General features: G+C 38.0%; 23 protein-coding genes. 16 read left to right on the top strand and 7 right to left on the bottom strand.

The annotated features are described in order from the left end of the window. Positions 1-301: 301 nt before the first annotated feature. From ACFOY7_RS04090 to phnE (ACFOY7_RS04025), 14 genes are all read left to right on the top strand, one after another. Positions 302-604, top strand: a complete 303-nt coding sequence (locus ACFOY7_RS04090) for a hypothetical protein (RefSeq protein WP_390249660.1) — start codon at positions 302-304, stop codon at positions 602-604. Between the two features lie 112 nt (positions 605-716). Next, positions 717-1,430, top strand: a complete 714-nt coding sequence (locus ACFOY7_RS04085; RefSeq protein WP_390249658.1) for a GntR family transcriptional regulator — start codon at positions 717-719, stop codon at positions 1,428-1,430. A 196-nt stretch (positions 1,431-1,626) separates the two neighbouring features. Then, complete coding sequence (gene phnG, locus ACFOY7_RS04080; RefSeq protein WP_390249656.1) at positions 1,627-2,049, top strand: phosphonate C-P lyase system protein PhnG; 423 nt, start codon at positions 1,627-1,629, stop codon at positions 2,047-2,049. After that, positions 2,003-2,680, top strand: a complete 678-nt coding sequence (phnH, locus tag ACFOY7_RS04075) for a phosphonate C-P lyase system protein PhnH (RefSeq protein ID WP_390249654.1) — start codon at positions 2,003-2,005, stop codon at positions 2,678-2,680. Before phnG ends, phnH begins: the two co-directional genes overlap by 47 nt. Further along, positions 2,662-3,774 carry a carbon-phosphorus lyase complex subunit PhnI gene (locus ACFOY7_RS04070; RefSeq protein WP_390249652.1) on the top strand — a complete coding sequence of 371 codons (1,113 nt, stop codon included), beginning with the start codon at positions 2,662-2,664 and terminating at the stop codon, positions 3,772-3,774. Before phnH ends, ACFOY7_RS04070 begins: the two co-directional genes overlap by 19 nt. Next, entirely contained in the window at positions 3,764-4,630 is an 867-nt protein-coding gene (locus ACFOY7_RS04065; RefSeq protein ID WP_390249650.1) for an alpha-D-ribose 1-methylphosphonate 5-phosphate C-P-lyase PhnJ, read from the top strand. Before ACFOY7_RS04070 ends, ACFOY7_RS04065 begins: the two co-directional genes overlap by 11 nt. Continuing rightward, positions 4,623-5,462 carry an ATP-binding cassette domain-containing protein gene (locus ACFOY7_RS04060; protein ID WP_390249648.1) on the top strand — a complete coding sequence of 280 codons (840 nt, stop codon included), beginning with the start codon at positions 4,623-4,625 and terminating at the stop codon, positions 5,460-5,462. The genes ACFOY7_RS04065 and ACFOY7_RS04060 overlap by 8 nt, the downstream gene beginning before the upstream one ends. A gap of 71 nt (positions 5,463-5,533) precedes the next feature. Then, on the top strand, positions 5,534-6,715 hold the full coding sequence (gene phnM, locus ACFOY7_RS04055) for a phosphonate metabolism protein PhnM (protein ID WP_390249646.1): 1,182 nt from the start codon (positions 5,534-5,536) through the stop codon (positions 6,713-6,715). Positions 6,716-6,732: 17 nt separating this feature from the next. Further along, positions 6,733-7,440: a phosphonate C-P lyase system protein PhnL gene (phnL, locus tag ACFOY7_RS04050; protein ID WP_390249644.1), complete on the top strand. Its 708-nt coding sequence runs from the start codon at positions 6,733-6,735 to the stop codon at positions 7,438-7,440. A 1-nt stretch (position 7,441) separates the two neighbouring features. After that, a complete protein-coding gene (locus tag ACFOY7_RS04045) occupies positions 7,442-8,251 on the top strand; it encodes a PHP domain-containing protein (protein WP_390249642.1) in 810 nt (269 codons plus the stop codon). Positions 8,252-8,422: 171 nt separating this feature from the next. Continuing rightward, positions 8,423-9,442, top strand: coding sequence for a PhnD/SsuA/transferrin family substrate-binding protein (locus ACFOY7_RS04040; RefSeq protein ID WP_390249640.1), 1,020 nt, complete (start codon positions 8,423-8,425; stop codon positions 9,440-9,442). 109 nt (positions 9,443-9,551) lie between these two features. Further along, on the top strand, positions 9,552-10,316 hold the full coding sequence (gene phnC, locus ACFOY7_RS04035; protein WP_390249638.1) for a phosphonate ABC transporter ATP-binding protein: 765 nt from the start codon (positions 9,552-9,554) through the stop codon (positions 10,314-10,316). 12 nt (positions 10,317-10,328) lie between these two features. Beyond that, entirely contained in the window at positions 10,329-11,114 is a 786-nt protein-coding gene (gene phnE / locus ACFOY7_RS04030) for a phosphonate ABC transporter, permease protein PhnE (protein ID WP_390249636.1), read from the top strand. After that, the gene (phnE, locus tag ACFOY7_RS04025; RefSeq protein ID WP_390249634.1) at positions 11,114-11,977 is read left to right on the top strand and encodes a phosphonate ABC transporter, permease protein PhnE; all 864 of its coding nucleotides are present in this window, start codon (positions 11,114-11,116) and stop codon (positions 11,975-11,977) included. The genes phnE (ACFOY7_RS04030) and phnE (ACFOY7_RS04025) overlap by 1 nt, the downstream gene beginning before the upstream one ends. Before the next feature lie 62 nt (positions 11,978-12,039). On the opposite strand, the gene ACFOY7_RS04020 is transcribed toward phnE (ACFOY7_RS04025), so the two are convergent. Further along, a complete protein-coding gene (locus ACFOY7_RS04020; RefSeq protein ID WP_390249632.1) occupies positions 12,040-12,690 on the bottom strand; it encodes an SDR family oxidoreductase in 651 nt (216 codons plus the stop codon). A 200-nt stretch (positions 12,691-12,890) separates the two neighbouring features. Between ACFOY7_RS04020 and ACFOY7_RS04015 the strand changes: the two genes are divergently transcribed. After that, positions 12,891-13,361, top strand: coding sequence for a metal-dependent hydrolase (locus ACFOY7_RS04015; protein WP_390249630.1), 471 nt, complete (start codon positions 12,891-12,893; stop codon positions 13,359-13,361). Between the two features lie 56 nt (positions 13,362-13,417). Here the strand turns inward: ACFOY7_RS04015 and arsC are convergent, their stop codons facing one another. The 4 genes from arsC to ACFOY7_RS03995 all read right to left on the bottom strand — a co-directional run bounded on the left by arsC (position 13,418) and on the right by ACFOY7_RS03995 (position 16,807). Continuing rightward, positions 13,418-13,837: an arsenate reductase (thioredoxin) gene (gene arsC, locus ACFOY7_RS04010; protein WP_390249628.1), complete on the bottom strand. Its 420-nt coding sequence runs from the start codon at positions 13,835-13,837 to the stop codon at positions 13,418-13,420. A 20-nt stretch (positions 13,838-13,857) separates the two neighbouring features. Beyond that, positions 13,858-15,156, bottom strand: a complete 1,299-nt coding sequence (locus tag ACFOY7_RS04005) for an arsenic transporter (RefSeq protein ID WP_390249626.1) — start codon at positions 15,154-15,156, stop codon at positions 13,858-13,860. Between the two features lie 15 nt (positions 15,157-15,171). Beyond that, positions 15,172-15,516, bottom strand: coding sequence for an ArsR/SmtB family transcription factor (locus ACFOY7_RS04000; RefSeq protein ID WP_390249624.1), 345 nt, complete (start codon positions 15,514-15,516; stop codon positions 15,172-15,174). 127 nt (positions 15,517-15,643) lie between these two features. Next, on the bottom strand, positions 15,644-16,807 hold the full coding sequence (locus ACFOY7_RS03995; protein ID WP_390249622.1) for an MFS transporter: 1,164 nt from the start codon (positions 16,805-16,807) through the stop codon (positions 15,644-15,646). Positions 16,808-17,409: 602 nt separating this feature from the next. Between ACFOY7_RS03995 and ACFOY7_RS03990 the strand changes: the two genes are divergently transcribed. Further along, positions 17,410-17,919, top strand: coding sequence for a GrpB family protein (locus ACFOY7_RS03990; RefSeq protein WP_390249620.1), 510 nt, complete (start codon positions 17,410-17,412; stop codon positions 17,917-17,919). A 97-nt stretch (positions 17,920-18,016) separates the two neighbouring features. Here ACFOY7_RS03990 and ACFOY7_RS03985 read toward each other — a convergent pair whose 3' ends face one another. Next, positions 18,017-19,438 (bottom strand): amidase, encoded by a 1,422-nt coding sequence (locus ACFOY7_RS03985; protein WP_390249618.1) that lies wholly within the window; start codon positions 19,436-19,438, stop codon positions 18,017-18,019. 25 nt (positions 19,439-19,463) lie between these two features. Further along, positions 19,464-19,889 carry a VOC family protein gene (locus tag ACFOY7_RS03980; protein ID WP_390249616.1) on the bottom strand — a complete coding sequence of 142 codons (426 nt, stop codon included), beginning with the start codon at positions 19,887-19,889 and terminating at the stop codon, positions 19,464-19,466. Between the last annotated feature and the right edge of the window lie 24 nt (positions 19,890-19,913).

Below are 19,913 nucleotides of genomic sequence, written 5' to 3'. Positions count from 1 at the left end.
ATTAAATGAATAGAAATACATTAAACAGAAGACGTAGATTTTATTATTCAAGTGTGTGGATAATTATGTTAATATATGTATAATGAAATTGGCTATATGTCTGGAGGAAAACATAATTGAAAGCAACGAAAGTATTTCTTTTCTTATTGGGTTTGATTATAGCTATGACTGGTTTACTTCTTTTAATTGGGTTACTTTCCGAATTAGGGCAACCTTCTGAAGAATAGAATCCTTTGGCTTAATAGGGGATATTATATTTGCTCTTATAACTGGTGTAGGGCCATTGATCGGTGGCTTCTTAATGTGCAGATGGTCATTCCATATGGGAAACAGCAGCAAGCGTCTAACAAAAGAACAAATGGAAAATAATGTGCTGAAATTAGCCGAAAAAAGAAATGGTTCCTTAACGGCAGTTGAATTAGCGATGGATACCGATCTGTCGCTTGAAGAGGCAAAAGCAAAATTGGATGATTGGGCAAACAAAGGTTTTGTAACAATCAAGGTTTCTGAAAGTGGTGCGATCATTTATTTTTTCAATGGGATTATATCATCAGAAGAAAGAAAGATGGCAAAAGGTGTATCTGAACTTGGATTCGATGATTAAGCTGTAGAAAGCAAGCAATGGGCAATCATAATGCTATGTCTTTGTATGGTATGAGAAGTGGATAGGTGTTCTCTCTTTCAAAATTCTGTACGTAAAGAAGGTGGCAGTTCTAGTGGATAGAGTCGTATTGATTGTCGATGATCTGATGGAACAAATAACAACAAAGAAATTGTTACCTGGCGCTAAACTACCGTCTGAAAATCAGCTTGCAGATAAATATAAGGTTCCGAGATTTACAATTAGAGAAGCATTTAATAAGTTGGAAGAACGCGGATATATTTATTCTGTACAAGGCAAGGGACGTTATCTGAAAGAAGAGTCTGTCTCTGTTCAGATGTCCTTATCATCCAAAACCAGCTTTACGGAAAAAATGAATGCACTTGGCTATGATCATTGTACGCAAAATATTAGCTGTACTCCGATAGACTATGAGCCGATGATTTATGAAACCCTAAATGCTGGGAAATCAGACATTGTCTATCAAATTGGTCGACTTAGACTGATTAATGGCGAACCAATTGCTATTCATTATTCCTATGTAAAGGAAGCACAGTTTCCTTCGATAAGTAAAGATGGTCCTTTTGTTTTATCCATGTTTCGTTATTACCGAGATCATGGCATCCGGCAATTCTCCAGTCAGAAATCATTATTAAATGTAACCTTTCCAACCTCAAGGGAGCAGGGGTTGCTTCATTGCAAGAGCATGGTGCCGCTTATCGAGATTGTTAGTGACAGCATTGATGCGAGAAATGGGAATGTCCTTGAATATACGAGAATAATCTACCGAAGCGATAAATTTAAATATAATATAACGTCAGATACTTAAGCGTACACTCTTATTAGAGAGTACGTTTTTTTCTGTTTATCACAGCGTTTACCATCCTGATAAGTTTCGCTATTGATTGGTGGAGTTCACAAATTCCCACTGATCAGAGTCTCACTTTACAGATAATTTACCTTATCTTTACACACGGCAACTTGGCGACAAGTTAGGATAAAAAATGAAAGGAGGTACAGCAATAATGCAAAGAAGAAGAAGAACAGAAATTTTAATTGAAGGTGACCCTAATTTAGCAAAAGAGCTATCAGAAAGTATATTACATAAATACAGATGGAAAGAATTAGTTTCGCCGAGACAAGGGATGACAATGGTAAAGATGCGAGAAACAGCAAAGAATTCTCTGTTTTATATCGGCGAGGTACTGATTACGGAAGCGAAAGTGGAAGTGATGGACCAGATTGGTGCAGGGATTGTTGTTGGAATGAAGGAAGATCTTGCGAAACAACTAGCGATAATAGATGCGGCATATAAAGCAGCATTACCTGAAACGGAAGATTGGGAGAAGAATTTAATAGAAGAAGAGCAGCGAATAACACAAGCAAAAATTCAGAAACAGGATGAACTATCAAAAACAAAAGTACTCTTCGAAACAATGGATGTTTAAGAGAGGAGAGGAATTCATGCAAATTGATCCTATACATGATATGCAGCAAGTCTACCGCAAGTTATTACAGAACATGGCTAGACCAGGTTCAGTCGCATCATTACAATCTATCACCAGCAGGATGGATGATGCTAAAGGTTGCTGCCGGACAACATGGCTCATTGCACTGACCTTATTAGATGCAGAAGTAACCTTTCATGTGTTAGGTGATCCTCAAGGAGATCTGACTAGAAAAATAGCAGCACATACCTTTTCACAATTTACGACGATAGAAGATGCTGATTTTATTTTTGTCTTGGAAGGTACTAGCGAAACAGAGATTATTCACGGTGTCTCTAAATGCAAAATAGGTGATTTGCGGGATCCGCAACTTTCAGCAACATGGATAATAGAAAAACAGCTGCAGCAGAATCCAGATCAATGGTTATTAACAGGACCGGGAATCAAAGGAGAAATCTCACTACCTGTTTTTTTAACAGAGAAATTTTTGCGGGCAAGAGAAGCAAGGACAATTGAGCACCCATTAGGAGTAGACTTCATCTTCACAACCAAAAATGCGGAACTTATCTGCATACCACGTACAACTTCCATTAAAAGAAAGGGGGAAACAGCTTGGGCTATGTCGCAGTGAAAGGTGGAACGAATGCGATTGAAGCATCGATTGATCGTATAAAATTTGAGCGGTTAAAAGATATGGAAGCTGTCAGTGTAGAGACAATCCTCTCCTCGATGAGACTGTTGGTCGACCAGGTGATGTCAGAAGCAAGTTTGTATTCTCCGTATCTGGCAGCATTAGCAATTAAACAGGCAGAAGGCAGTGTGGAAGAAGCGGTATTTCTATTGCGGGCCCATCGATCTACTTTACCCAGACTTTATTATAGCCGCACGGTAGACCCGTATGAAATGTTTGTGGAACGGAGGATATCAGCGAGCTTTAAAGATATTCCCGGAGGGCAGCTCTTAGGTGCAACACATGACTACACCCACCGATTATTAGATTTTCAATTAATAAAGGAAACGAAACAAGATATAAAACAATGGTTAGAGCAATACTCTGCAGAGAAAATTTCTTCAGTTAGGAATGAGATAACCCACTATCCGAAGGTGGTAGAATATTTGCGGTCAGAAGGCCTGTTTGAAGTATATGAAGAAGATAATTCTCAGCCTGACGATGTGACAAAATGCAGTTTGCAATTCCCTGCTTCTCGGAGTGAAAGGCTGCAGATATTAACAAGAGGGCAAACAGGAGCAGTCACTTCACTAGGGTATGCCTCCTTACGGGGGTATGGCCAAGTGCACCCTACAGTAGGGGAAGTTCGTGTCGGCAGGCTGCCAATCTATGTATCACTAGAGAACAGTGAAATGACTGACCCGGAAGATGACTATTATATTGGTGATATAAAAGTAACAGAAGTAGAATCATTTGTTCCTGTTACCAAAAAGAAGAACACGAATGAACATGAGATAGAGTTTGAGATTGGTTATGGAGCTTGTTATGGGCAAAACGAAACAAAAGCTATTGCGATGAGTATTCTTGACCAATGCTTGGAACATCCGGAGGAAGCGTTCGCAACACATGATGAAGAATTCGTTTTACTGCATGTCGACTCAGTGGAATCTACAGGTTTTATTTCACATTTAAAACTGCCGCATTACGTAACTTTCCAATCAAAATTAGACAGTGCTCGCAGGGTGAAACAAGGAGGAGCGGAAAATGAATCTTAATCAGCATTTTGCCTTTTTAGATGAAGGTTCGAAAAAAGAAATAAGAAGAGCTACCTTAAAAGCAGTCGCAATACCCGGTTATCAAGTTCCTTTTGCTTCAAGGGAGATGCCGATAGCAAGAGGATGGGGAACGGGTGGTCTGCAGCTTACCCTTTCACTAATTGGAAAGGAAGATATTCTTAAAGTGATCGATCAAGGCTCAGATGAATCAGTCAATGCAGTAAGCATAAAAAAACTTGTCCAATCAACAACAGATGTGGAGCTGACAGAACAAACACAAGCAGCAACGATTATTCAATCACGTCACCGCATTCCCGAGGTGCCACTAATGAAGGAGCAGATTTTAGTACTTCAAGTCCCTATGCCAGAGCCACTCCGCCATTATGAGAAGAAGGAACAAGAAACGAAAAAGCTTCATGCTGAAAATGAATACAGCGGAGTTTGGCTGATGCTGTTTGAACAAATTATGAAGTTTGGCAAAACAGCTACACAAGCAGATCATCCTGTTTTTGTTAATGACCGTTATGTTATGGCACCAAGTCCGATTCCTAGGTTTGATAATCCCAAACTGAATGATTCAGAGGCGTTAATTTTACTGGGGGCTGGAAGGGAGAAGAAGATTTATGCTATCCCTCCACATACAGATGTTACTTCACTAGCTTTTGAGGATTACCCGTTCACCGTGGAAGATTTTAAAGGGGAATGTTGTCATGTATGTGGTGCAACAGATGTATCTTTAGATGAACTAATTGATGAAGAATCCGGCCGAACGATCTTCCAATGTAATGATACAAGCTACTGTATTGCCCGGTTAAATCATCAAGAGCGAGAAGAGGTGGAGCTTACAGATGTATGAACAGCCTATAATACAAGTGAAGGACTTGAACAAACGATTTGGGAATGGGTGCCATCATTGCAACGATTCAGCAGAAGCTAATCTGTTTAAGAATTATTGCCCGAAGTGTAGGACGATTTACGCTTGCCGTAATGTTTCCTTTGATGTGTATCCTGGTGAAATTCTAGGGATTGTCGGGGAAAGCGGCAGTGGGAAATCTACTGTTTTGCAATGCCTGTATTTTGATCAGGAAGTGACTTCAGGCGATGTATATTTGGACGATCCGGAATTTGAGGGACTTAATTTACTCACATTATCCTCACAGAAAAAACGCTATGTTCGCAACCATAAATATGGAATGGTCTATCAAAATCCCGTCAAAGGATTAAAGATGAATTTCTCTACGATTGGAAATATTGCCGAGAAACTGATTGCTGCAGGGAATAGAAATGTAAATACAATGCAATTAATCGGACAGGAACTACTGGAAACTGTTCAAATTCCGATATTCCGGATGAAGGAAGCGCCTAGAAATTTCTCTGGTGGAATGCAACAGCGTGTTCAAATTGCAAAAGCTTTATCAAATCAGCCACCTTTACTATTTCTTGATGAAGTAACAACTGGCTTAGATTTATCAGTACAAGCGGCTGTAATTGATTTGATTAAGCAGATACAGAGGGAGCTGCAAATAAGTATGGTCGTCGTCTCGCATGATTTGGCTGTCATCAGAATGCTGGCAGATCGAACGCTGGTTATGTTAAATGGGGAAGTGATTGAACAAGGGTTAACAGATCAAATATTAGAAGATCCTGCCCATGCCTATTCACAGCAATTAGTTTATTCCATGTTATAAGATTTCCACTCAGTAGGTTTGCGCCTTTAATCCCCTTTTCCAAACACACACTTTAAGGAGGTATGTTGCAATTGCAGATTATCTATAATGGCAAATTAGTATTAGAAGATGGTATTACAGAAGGGATGGCAGTTGTTATTGAAGGGGAAAGGATTAAAGAAATCATCAAAGATACGGCAATAAAAGATGATGCTGGTGCTGTTTTAATTAATGCAAATGGCGGCTTTATATCCCCTGGATTTATTGATATTCATTCCGATTATATAGAATCAATTGTGTCACCAAGACCGACAAGTATGATGGATTTTGATATTAGTTTGCGGGAAGCAGAAAAAATTTTAATTAGTCATGGCATTACAACCATTTTCCATTCCCTATCCTTTTATAAAGAAGATCTTTTTTCACATAAGCCAATGCGTTTTCCAAAGAATGTGGAACGGCTTGTTAATGCAATAGCTGACACACAGGACCATCCCCATTTAATAAGACATCGCCATCATGCACGATTTGAGATAGATAACATTGATCAAGTAGATTTTCTGATTGAAAGTATAGAAAACAACAAAGTTCATCTACTATCTTTCATGGACCATACTCCTGGGCAGGGGCAGTATCGTGATCTGGAAGTTTTCCGTGATACAATGCAAGGATATCGAAACTTAACAAATGATGAAGTTAATGTCATTATCGCTGAAAGAAAGAGCAGAGAACAGCTTACGATAGAAAAAATTCAGGAAGTAACAGAAATTGCGATGGAAAAAGGTATCGCAGTAGCTTCACATGATGATGATGACTTGAAAAAAATAGAGTTAGTTCATTCGTTCGGTACAACAATTAGTGAATTTCCGATTACATTAGAAGTAGCCAAAAGGGCGACAGCTTTAGGGCTAGCTACCGTTGTCGGAGCACCAAATATCATGCTTGGCGGCTCACACTCCGGAAATCTGTCAGCAATTGAAGCGATAAAGGAGAAATGTGCAGATATTCTTTGCAGCGACTATTATCCTGCAGCACTATTACACGCTATTTTTAAAATGGATGAACAGTATCAGCATGACTTACATGATATGTTTATGAAAGTTACGTTAAATCCTGCAAGAGCGGTAAAAATGGATGATGAAATAGGGTCGATTAAGCCAGGGAAAAAGGCTGACTTGCTTATTATTGAAAGGATGGAGGATGGTTATCCAATGCTGACATTAACGATGGTGAATGGATCGGTTATTACAACAACGAATTACCGAACAAGCTAATAAGGGGGAAAGTGTTGATGACAATTCTTGAAGTTAGAAATTTTGGGAAAAGTTTTACTAGTCACCAGCTTGGAAGTACAAGACAAGCAGTCCAAAATATTAATTTTGAATTGGATAAAGGCCAATTTATCGGCATTATCGGGAAAAGTGGCAGCGGCAAATCGACCATTTTAAAAAGTATTTACCGTACTTATTTGCCGGAAGAAGGAAGTATCTATTTTGACTCCAAGCGATTCGGTTTTATTGATTTATTCAAAGTTAGCGAAAGACAAATGATTTATTTAAGGAAACACGAAATAGGTTACGTTTCACAATTTTTAAATGTTATGCCTCGCACAACTGCGAGACATTTGGTCGTACAGGCATTATTGGAGATGGGTGCTGCAAAGGAAACAGCTGTAAAAAGAGCAGGAGAAGCACTAACTCATTTTGATCTGGACCCGCAATTGTGGGACATATTTCCCAACACTTTTTCCGGAGGGGAGAAACTGCGATTAAATATTGCGATTGCAACAGTAAAAGAACCAAGATTGTTACTTTTAGACGAACCTACTGCCAGCCTTGATAAACAGTCAAAAGTAAAAGTGCGTGAAGCCATAGAAAAACTGAAAGCAAGTGGTACCACATTAATTGGCATCTTTCATGATATTGAATTTATGGAGAACCTCTGTGATAAGGTATTTGATTTGGAAAATAAAAGCTGTGAATTAGTCCACGGTGGATAACATGAAAGCGGATTTACATGTTCACAGTAAATATTCTGATGGCTCTGACACATTAGAAGAAGTATTACAGCAAGCTATTCAGCAGGAAGTCTCCTCTATTAGCTTCGTTGATCACGATACAACGGCTGGACAGCAGGAAGCGATCAAATTGGGGAAGAAATATGACATTAATGTAATACCAGGTATAGAGATTTCGGCATATGATTTTAAACGGAACAGGAAAGTCCATATACTTGGCTATCATTACAATCTTGCTTCTAGAAATATCAAAGCACTTTGTGAGCCATTGCAAAAAAGGAGGCAAAGGCATTCTCTCTGGCAAATTGAACAGATTCAACTGGCAGGATATCGAATTAGCTTGGACAAGATTTCTGCTTCTGTTTCGCCAGGGTCCACTATTTACAAACAGCATATTATGCGGCAATTAACTGAATCATCTTATGAATCGAAAACCTATCAGAATCTCTACCAATCTTTGTTTAAGCAAGATGGTGTTGCATCAGGGGATATAGAGTATACAGATGTGTTCAAGGCAGTCCAGGCAATTAAGCAGGATGACGGGATAGCTGTCATTGCGCATCCAGGACAACTAGACTCCTATGACCTGATTCCAGAGTTAGCGGAGGCTGGTTTAGATGGGATTGAACGTCACCATCCTGATCATACAAGAGAAGATCATCTATTAATTGATACACTTGCTGAAAAATATAACCTAATGCTAACTGGCGGAACAGATTACCATAGTCTATTCGGTCCTGCTATTACAATTGGAGAGGTAAATAGTCCACCTAATCAATTGATAAACAAATAGATATCCATAATTGGCAGTATGATTTAGTGAAATTTGTAAAAATCCTTAAATCGGTGTTAAGAAATGGTAAAAGTGTAATATAGTTCTACGATTTATGATTTAATTGATACTGGCATACATATTATGACTTTATTTAGTAACAATCATCTTATATGGAGAGGGGAAACAAGAATGAAAAAAGTAATGGGATTCATGCTTTTAGTTGTTGTTGCGTTGGTGTTAAGTGCATGTAATAACGGGAATGCACAAGAGTCAGGTGGAGATAATGTAATTGATATGGTCTGGTATCCAAATGAATCAGGTAATGACTTGAAAGGGGCACGTGAAGCGATAGGTAGTATGGTTGCTGAGGCAACAGGAAAAGAAGTAGAACATCACTTGACAACAGACTATGCGATTGCGATTGAAACAATTGTTAATAACAATGCTGAATTAGCTTTTATGGGAGCACAAGGGTACATTGAAGCCAAAAATGGAAATGACGCGATTGAGCCAATTGCAGTACCAACTGGTCCATCGGGTACATTAGATGATGCAATGTATCACAGCTGGTTAGCGGTGCCTGTTGACCAACAGGACAATTATAAGGTAGATGGAGAATTTTCGTTAGATACACTTGAAGGTGTGAAATTTTCTTTTGTTTCAAACAGCTCAACATCAGGTTTCGTTGTTCCTTCTTCAACAATTATCGGACATTTTGCTGACAAAGAATTAGCGGAAGAAGATCTAATGGAAGCTGGACCTCTTTTCTCACAAGTTTTATTCGGTGGATCCCATCAAGGGTCAGCAGTGAACTTACTAAATGGCAGTGCAGATGTGGCGGCATTTTGTGATACATGTGTAAATAACTATGTAGAAGTGGTAGAAGGTGATGAGAATACAGTTGGAACTGTCTATCGTGTAAAAGACGATGCAGCGGAGCCATTTAATACAGTAACAGGAAAAGAATTTATACTAATGAGTGTAACACCAGTATTAAATGCTCCTTTTGTTGCAAACAGTGAAGTAATTAGTGAAGAGGATTTAAATAAAATTAAAGAGAAGTTTGTATCAGATGAAGTGGCAAATAATGAGGAAATCTTTGTACCAAAGGACTCTGAGGAAGGCGGCTTATTCTCAAAATCAGCGGACGAACGTTTTGTAGAAGTGGAAGACGCGTGGTTTGATCCAATTCGTGCACTATCTAATTAACTAGCATTCTAACAGGCCATTTGGAATAACTTTCTTCTCCAAATGGCTTATTTATGCAAGTTCAATCCATTCCTCAAATCCAAAACGATAAAAAAGGAGATCACTGAATATGCCGTTGTTAGAAGTAAAAGAATTAAACAAATCCTATAATTCAGAAGTCCATGTATTGAAAAATATTGAATTTAGTGTCGGTGCTGGTGAATTTATTTCCATTATCGGTCCATCAGGTGCGGGTAAATCTACCCTGTTAAGATGCATCAACCGAATGGTTGAGATAGAAACAGGTTGTGTGTTTTTTGATGGTAAGGATGTAGGAGCCCAAAATAAAAAGGACTTGCGCAGATTACGGACAAACATTGGGATGATTTTCCAGCATTATAATTTAGTTCCCCGCTTAACCGTAATTGAAAATGTATTACATGGGCGTTTTGGTTATAAATCAACCATCGGAGGTGTGCTTGGACTCTTTACTGAAGAAGAAAAGCAGCGTGCCTTTGATTTGCTGGAGAAGTTAGGGATCGCAGAACAGGCTTATAAACGTTGTGATCAGTTAAGTGGCGGTCAGCAGCAAAGAGTAGGAATTTGCCGTGCCTTAATCCAGGAACCAAAACTTATTCTTTGTGATGAACCAATTGCTTCACTTGATCCGAACTCCTCGAAAATAATTATGGATCATCTTAAACAGATCTCTACAGAGCTCGGCATTACCTGTATTGTAAATTTACATCAAGTAGAAGTTGCAAAGGATTATGCCAATCGGATCATTGGTCTTAAACAAGGAGAAGTGGTATTTGATGGGGCCAGTCCATTACTGTCACAAGATAAGATTGAACATATTTACGGTATGGAAACAAGGGAGCTAATCACCGTATAAGGGGTATAACAGATGAATGAAAAAATTATGCGTAAAAAAAAGCTGCAATTGACTTTCGTTTTCGTGATTATTATTTTTGCCACCTATTTATCCAGCGCTGTCACACAATACAACCTATTGGAAAGTATTGCAACAATTCCAGCTGCTTTTACATGGATATTATCGAATTTAATCATTACACAAGAGGCTTTAGAAAGATTACCGAACATACTGGAGAAGTTAAATGAGACAATTTTTATGTCTATTGCTGCCACAACGATTGCGGCTGTATTTTCTCTTTTTCTGGCACTGATGGGCTCTAAAACGACCAAAGTAAATAATATATTCAGTATGATTGCCAGATTTATTGCATCTTTATCACGTAACATTCCTGTTGTTGCATGGTCATTAATTTTATTAATTTCATTTGGTCAAAATTCAGTTACCGGTTTTCTGGCATTATTCGTTGCTACACTTGGATTTTTGACACGAGCATTTATCGAATCCATTGATGAAGCGGATCTAAAATCTGTAGAGGCTTTAACCGCAACTGGGGCAACGTATTTCCAGATTGTTAGTAAAGCTGTGATCCCGCAGAGTCTGCCGCAAATGATCAGCTGGATACTGTTTATGATTGAAACAAATATTCGCAGTGCTACATTAGTTGGAATCCTGACTGGAACAGGAATTGGCTATATGTTTGATTTATACTATAAAAATTTGAACTATAATATTGTCGCATTAATTACATTGACTATTGTTGTAGCTGTTATTGCCATTGAGTTAATATCTACGAGGATTAGGAAGGTGATTTTATAATGGCAGTGCAGTCAAGTATAAATCCTGCTGTAATCAGACGGACGAAAAGCGGAAAAATTAATATTAAGTCAGGAAACAAAATTGACCTTGTGGTAAAGTGGACCCTCTGGGTATTAGCCCTATTAACAGTTATAGCATTTTTCTTCTTTAACTATACTGGATTGCAATTAGAGCGTGCGTTTACAGAGACATTATATAATCTAAGAGTAATGTTTTTTGAACCTGCTTTAAGCCACTTTAGCTGGACGGAAGCATTGTATCAGGTTGCCGTCACATTAGGTTTGGGAGTGCTTGCCACTATCTTTGGTGCAATAATTGCCTTTTTTCTGGCATTAATGGCAGCGGAAAATTTATCAAAGCCGTGGTTATCAAAAACGATAAGAATTCTTGTTGCATTTATTCGCGCCGTACCAACTGTTTTGTGGGTATTGATTTTTGCTATTGCAGCGGGACTAGGTAGTGAAGCGGCTGTTCTGGGAATGTTATTTCACTCTGTAGCCTACTTAGTCAAAGCTTTTTCGGAATCAATTGAAGAAGTTGACCCAGGTATTCTCGAAGCATTAAGAGCAACTGGCTCCAATTGGTGGCATATTGTTGTTCATGGAGTGCTGCCATCTACCTTTACTTACTTATTATCATGGACCTTCCTGCGTTTTGAGATCAATTTTTCTATTGCCGTTGCAATGGGGGCAGCAGCAGGAGCAGGCGGGATTGGTTTTGAATTATTTATGGCATCAGGCTTCTATTTTGATCTTAGGGAAGTAGGGTTAATTACTTATCTTATTCTCATTATTGCGATTATCTTAGAATTTATCTCGACCAGATTGAAGGATCGTTACTTTCCTTCCACAGTAAAAAATTAAATGGCAGAAGACCAGCAAATATGCACTGGTCTTTTGCCAATAAACAATGCCTTATTCGGTGATTATAAAGAGCGAATAGCATCTTCTATAGTGCTATTACCTGATACCACCTGGAATTCTTTTTTGATCGTAGAATCATTAAGTAAACTTTCTAAGATAACATGGGCAATATCCTCACGCGGCACTTCTCCTCTTTCCACTTGTTCAGCAAGTTCCACTTGGTTTTTCCCCGCCTCATTGGTTAGTGCACCAGGATGGATAATGGTGTAATCTAAATCAGTATCTCTTAGCCATTCATCAGCATAATGTTTTGCCACAACATACGGTGCAAAAGATTCTGGTGCTGATTGAATCGCTTCACGTGTTGTATCAAATGAACTGATCATAATGTATCGTTTTACATTTGCTTGTTTGGCAGCTTCGATTGTTTTAACTGCACCGTCCAAGTCGACCATTATTGTTTTGTCTTTTCCAGTATTTGGGCCGGATCCTGCAGTAAATACGACTGCATCAACATCCTCAGCTGCTTTCGCCATGTCTTCGATTTCACCTTCTAAATTAACAATCGCAACATCTGCACCTAAATCTTTAAAATAATCAGCCTGCTCTTCCTTACGAATAGCAGCTTTCGCTTCTAATTTGTCATTTTTCCGTATTAGTGACACAAGGTGTTTGCCGATTTGTCCATTTGCTCCAAAAACTAATACTTTCATTTTCTTCATCCTTTCTATATATCATCTATTACCTCTATTCTAAATCTTCCCAGCAAAGATGTTAAGTAAACAGGTCTATAGAGATAGCATGTAAATTAAATGATGGTAAAAAGTAAAAAATATGATAGAATAAGAACAAACGTTTCGTTAAGGAAGGTATATTTGATAACTTCAGAGAAAAACAGCTAAGGAGATTATAAATGACGGGAAAGACACATGTAATGGGAGGGATAGCAGCAACAGTTGTTACTGTCCATTTTACAAGCTATGAACCGGGATTAATTATTGCAGCAGGAGCGGTAGGATCAATCATACCAGATATATGCCATAGTGGCAGTAAGATAGGTCGTAAATTTCCTGTTATTTCGAAAATGGTGAACAGATTGTTTGGACACAGAACTTTTACCCACAGCTTACTATTTCTTGTGCTGGTCGGTTATGTGTTAACATTGTTCACGAATGATCAGTCTATTATTATTGGCATCTTAATAGGGATGGCAAGTCATCTATTATTAGATGCAGTGACTAAGAATGGAATTAAGTTACTATATCCAGCAAACCTCACCTTTCGATTTCCATTTACAATGAAAACGGGAGGCTCACTGGAAAAAGTAGTTTTATTACTGCTTACAATAGTAACCATCTATTATGGTAAGGATCTAATTCTGTAACAAAAATAAAACGAGCCACTTTTATAACTTCATAAAGATGGCTCGTCCTAAGTACTTTATTTTCCTGTTTCCGCAAACCTCTTGATTCTATCACCAATTTCATCGCGCACTCTTTGGAAGACTGCCCACTTTTCATCATCAGTGCCCTCTGCTTTCGCAGGATCATCAAATCCCCAATGCTCACGCTTTACGCCTGGAGGTGTTACCGGACATTTGTCTGCGGCATCACCGCAAAGTGTAACAGCCAATGTTGCATTATTTAAAATATCAGGATCAATAATTTCAGATTGTTGACCAGAAATATCGATACCAACTTCATTCATTGCTTTCACTGCGTTCGGATTTAACCCATGTGCTTCAATGCCGGCACTATATACTTCCCAATCATCACCTAAGTACTGCTTTGCCCAGCCTTCTGCCATTTGGCTGCGACATGAGTTTCCTGTACATAAGAAGTAAATTGTATTTTTAGACATGATTATCTAGCTCCTTTTAATTAAAATATAGAAAGTGTTAGGAACAATCCTATCAGAGTTATAGCTAAAATAGGAATGGTTAAAATAATACCTGTTTTAAAGTAAGTCCCCCACGTAATTTTTACCCCTTTTTGGGATAAAACATGTAACCACAATAAAGTGGCTAAAGACCCGATTGGTGTTATTTTTGGTCCTAAATCAGAACCAATAACATTGGCATAAATCAGTGCTTCACGAATGATACCTGATGTATTTGTTTCTGAAATGGCAATGGCATCTATCATAACAGTTGGCATGTTGTTCATAATCGATGATAAAATCGCTGCAATGAATCCCATAGAAATTGTAGCAATGAATAATCCTTGTTCAGCACTTGCCTGGATAACATTTGCCAATATGTCGGTTAGCCCGCCATTTCTAAGCCCAAAGACTACAACATACATTCCAATCGAGAAGAAGACGATTTCCCACGGCGCCCCTTTTATTACATTTTTTGTCGTGACAGCATCACTATTACGTGCCATCAGCAAAAAGAAAATAGCTATAATTCCTGCCACAATCGAGACAGGCATGTTGATAAATTCACTAATAAAGTACCCAATCAATAATGTTGCTAAAACGTACCATGATATCTGAAACATTTTAAGGTCCTTAATTGCTTCAGATGGTTTCTTCAGATCAGCTGTTTCATAATTCCTTGGAATACTTTTCTTAAAATAAATTAGTAATACAATAATAGTTGCAGCTAATGAGAAAAGGTTGGGAATGATCATCCGCGCTGCATACTCAACAAAACCTATATCAAAAAAGTCTGCTGATACGATGTTGACTAAGTTACTTACTACTAAAGGCAAGGAAGTGGTATCAGCGATAAAGCCACTTGCCATAATAAATGGAAAGACCATTTTTTCTTGAAAGTTTAAATTTCGAACCATTGCTAAAACAATTGGTGTTAAAATTAGGGCTGCGCCATCATTAGCAAAAAATGCTGCGACAATTGCACCTAACAAACTAATATAGACAAACATCTTCGTCCCATTACCTTTAGCGGCTCTGGCCATATGTAATGCTGCCCATTCAAAAAAACCAATTTCATCCAGGATTAAAGATATAATTATAATAGCGACAAATGCAAGAGTGGCATTCCATACAATGCCAGTGACTTCCCATACGTCATTAAAACTAACTACACCAGCAATTAATGCAACGATTGCCCCACCACATGCAGACCATCCGATGGACAACCCTTTAGGTTGCCAAATGACTAAAACTAATGTAATTAGAAAAATAATTATCGCTAACAAGGTTAGTGATGTCAATTTTCCCCCTCCGATCTAACAACATGTTATTCTTGTTCCGCCTTCTTCAAGTTCTTTTAATTTATGATCCTGATTTGGCAATTGTTGCAGGACTTTTTCAATTAGACCAAAATGATCATAATTTTGATTTAAAGAATAAAAAATCCATTGTCCTTTTCTCTCTTCCGTAACTATGCCTGCATCTTTTAATTTTCGAAGGTGTTGACTTATAGATGGTTGACTAGCTTGGAATATCTCCACAAATTCACATACACAGCACGTATTATTCTCCAAAAGCTTTACCATCATTAATCGAGTCTTGTCACCTAACAGCTTGAATACTGTTGCAGCCTTATCCATTTCAACTACAGTTTTTAACATGATAGACTCCTCCCCAGCAGATTCGTTTATCAATATATAATAATTTACTTATATATGCAAGTGATTAATGTCGAAATACATTTAAAAAACGCCCAGTGTTTATCACATAGGGCGTTTTCCTATAGATTTAACTTACTTTATTTACAGGTGTTATTTTTATTAATGTTAAAACAAAGATGAGAAGATACATAACACTTATGATAGTAAAAAAACTAATGGACTGAAAAAGCTCGATAAACAATCCGCCAATTGTTGGACCGATTAAACTCCCGAAACTAAAGAAAATACCGCATAGCAGATTCCCTGTCGGTAGTAGATTTTTTGGCATCAGATCTGTCATATAGGAGATTCCCAGTGAGAAAGTGGAACCGACAAACATTCCGGCAGTAAAGAGACATATATTTAATCCTGTATAAGAGCTTTCGAGAAAACCTGCCATCGTAAATGCGACAAATCCAAGGAATAAAACACTTCTTAATATCTTTTCCCTTCCATACTTATCACTTAGGATACCTAGCGGCAATTGGAATACTATCCCGCCTATTGCAAATGCGACAAGTAATGTGGACACATGATGAACGTCAAATCCCAAGCGTAAACCATAGATAGGGAAGCTTCCGTTTAAGGATGTTTCTAAAAAACCATAAGCAAATGGCGGTAGAAAAGCAATCCAGGCATACTTCCAGGCAATAGCAAACCGCTTAAGTGTATCCCTGAACGAACTCATATGGAAATCCTGTTCAGGAAATTCGTTTTTCAGTGAGAACAAAAACAACCAGCCAGTCAGGCTAAGCAGTGATGATATGATAAATGGCAAGCTTTCATTTATATTTACTAATGGCACCATTAAAGGACCGACAGCGAAACCAATTCCGAAAAACAATCCATAGATAGCGATATTTCGCCCTCTTTTATGCTCTGGTGAAAAGGCAGTAATCCATGTTTGTGCCCCAAAGTTTAAGGCATGGTCACCGATACCGACCAATAAGCGCAGGAAAAACCAGAATAAAAAAGACTGCCAAAGAGGGAACAATAATAGAGAAACAAAAACCAAAAACCCTCCAGTAATAATAAGCGGCTTATACCCATATTTTCGTAATGGCTGCTCCATAAAAGGTGATGCAAGTAGTATACCAATATATAATCCAGTAGCATTCAGCCCATTTAAAAAGGATGAAACCCCGCTATTTTCGAATATGACTGCAATTAATGGTAACAGCATCCCTTGGCTAAACCCTGAAATGGCAACAATACATACTAAAATCCAAAAACGAAATTTGTTATTTTTCATCGTAAATACCTTCTCTTTCTTTAGCTGCAATAGTATATCATACATCATAGAATATTAGATGGAAAACGAAAATGTCAATAAATTACTGCTTATTAGGCTCGATTAAACGATACATTACGAGCTCGTCTTATGAGGGGTTTCTTGGTGCCAAAGCTTATGGCATTAAAACGTGATCTAAATGCCAAGAAGTATATAAAAATCGAAGCTTATGGCATTAAAACGTGATCTAAATGCCAAGAAGTAAATAACAAATAAAGCTTATGGCATTAAAACGTAATCTAAATGCCAAGAAGTAAATAACAAATGAAGCTTATGGCATTAAAACGTGATCTAAATGCCAAGAAGTAAATAACAAATGAAGCTTATGGCATTAAAACGTGACCTAAATGCCAAGAAGTAAATAACAAATGAAGCTTATGGCATGAACACAACATTACCAATCCTATTACGAGTTGAGTTTCTATAATGATGGGAAAGTCCTCTGCTTAAATAGTAATATAAATTCCAGGAAAAAAATCCCTGAATTGTGATAGTCTATAATAGAAAAACTAATGGAGTTCTTTTAATAAGAATTTTCCTTAATCAGAAGGCAGGTGTGCTGGATGAAAATTAGATTAACCAAGTATTCACCAAATTGGAAAAGAATGTTCGAAGAAGAGGTAATCATATTAAAGAATATCTTCAAAGATGAAATAGTTTCCATTGAGCATTTTGGCAGTACTGCTGTTCCAGGGATGAGTTCAAAACCGGTGATAGATATACTGTGTACGGTGAAGGATATTAAACTGGTTGATACATACAATGAGCAAATGGATCGAATGGGTTATGACATAGCAGGTGAATGGGGGATAAAAGGGAGGCGTTTATTTCGAAAAGGCGGGGAGAACCGAACCCACCACATTCATTTCTATCAATGTGATCATCAAGAAATATTGAGACATTTGGTATTTCGTGATTATCTCCTAAACCATCCGGCGGAAGTAGAGAGATATAGTCAGTATAAAGACTTGTTAGCGAAAAAATACGAATATACATCAGATTACAGCCCAGCTAAAAAAGCGTTTGTGGCTGAAATGGAGAAAAAGGCACTTGAGTGGTGGGAGAAAAGGTGATTAGTAAAAAGCCAAAAAGTAATTCGGTAAGGTATACCAGTTTCCTTTTATAAAATCCCTTCTCTTGTATGAAGGATAATACAAGAGAAGACACGGATTATAATTTAATTTGTTTATAATAATCAAACCAAGGCTCTGCTTGTTCGATCTGGTGAGCCAGCTGGAGTAATTGTGCATCTTCTCCTTGCTGACCAATAAAATGTGTACCAATTGGAATCCCTTCTTCTGTCCATGAAGTTGGTACACTCATTGCAGGTTGTCCTGTCGCATTGGCGATTGGCATAATTGGATTATAATTCAGCATGTTTTGCAGCATTTCTTCATATCCTGACAACCCTTGTCCTTCGCTTTCTCCTATTGGAAGGGGTAATTGATTCATAGTTGGTGTCATCCATATATCGAATTTATTAAAGAAAGTAATAATTTTTTGTGCTTCCTTTTGAACAAATACTCGCGATTCTTCATATTCCAGTGCAGTTAATTTCTCACCATATTTCAAGATGTCATAGGTTAATCTTTCGACATTTTGAATTGTTGGTTCTTTTCCTGCCATTAGCCCAAGGTGTTTTACCACAACAGATCCAGTTGCCATCCAAATATTAATAAAATGATGGGCCAGTGCTTCATAGTCAAAGGATGGCATTGTTTCTATAACATCATGCCCAAGATCTTTCATTAATTGTACTGATTTTGCAAAATTCTCACGGGTTGCCTGATCATAGTTAATAAGCCCATCTTTATCAAACTTCACAGCGATTTTTAGTTTTCTGGGCTGTTGCTTCATTTCATCTAAGAAATTACTCTTCTTATCAAATGTTGGATAAATTTGTGCCTGTTCACTTCCATTGAGGATATCTAGTAAAACGGCACTGTCCCGAACTGTTCGAGTAACTGCATGGTTGGTAGAGAATTGATTAACATATGGAGAATAAGGCATTCTGCCCCTGCTGGGTTTAAAGCCGAACAATCCGCATGCAGAAGCTGGGATACGGATTGAACCACCACCATCACTAGCATGTGCAAATGGTACTAAACCTGCTGCCACCGCTGCTGCTGCACCGCCGCTTGAGCCGCCAGGTGAACGATCCAAGTCCCAAGGGTTTTTTGTTGGACCAAATAGTTTAGGCTCAGTAGTTGGTAGAAAGCCCATTTCAGGAGTGTTCGTTTTTCCTAAAAAGATGAGTCCTGCTTTTTTTAAGCGATCAACGATATAGTCATTATCTGGTGCAACAAAGTCTCTCAGCATCACAGACCCACTAGTAGAAGGTTGTCCTTTTATTGGATTTAGATCTTTAATAAGAACAGGCAATCCTGCAACCATACTCCTGTCAAGCCGAATGTTCTTGGCTTCTTCTCTTGCTGAATCGAACATATCATGAACTACTGCATTCAATTTCGGATTGATTCTCTCTATACGATTAATAAAAAAATCGACTAATTCCAAACTGGAGATTAACTTTTGCTCAAGCAATTCTTTAAGTCCATATCCATCAAATGCTAATAATTGTTTTTCGTTCAATTTACTTCTCCTCCCAACTTTCGATTTAGTTTTCGGTAACTTCCGGATAGTCACAATATTCGATTATAGTTCCTTCTGTATCTGCAGGGTTCAAATAAATTAAGCGTCTGCCGTGCTTGTTTATACGTAATGTATTTTCTAAAACACGGATTCCTTGTTTTTCAAGCTCCTCCAAGGCATTATCCAAATTATCAACACGATAGGCAATATGATGAACACCTTTTCCTTTCTGTTTAATAAATCTCGCTATGGGTGAAGTGGTATTATTCGTTGGAGCTAATAATTCTGTATGTACCCCGTTTATCTCTATTATGGCTATCTCACTTTCTACACCTGCAGCCTCACTTCTATACCGGTCCACTAAATTACCGCCCAACACATTTAGATAAAATTCAATGCTGTCTTCTAAGTTTCGAACTGCTACACCGAGATGGTCGAATATTTTTTCCATAGTACACTCCTCAATCGTTTTGTG

The organism is Gracilibacillus xinjiangensis (genome assembly GCF_042651765.1).
Classification (GTDB): domain Bacteria; phylum Bacillota; class Bacilli; order Bacillales; family Amphibacillaceae; genus Gracilibacillus; species Gracilibacillus xinjiangensis.
This window is presented reverse-complemented; position numbering and strand designations above follow the sequence as displayed.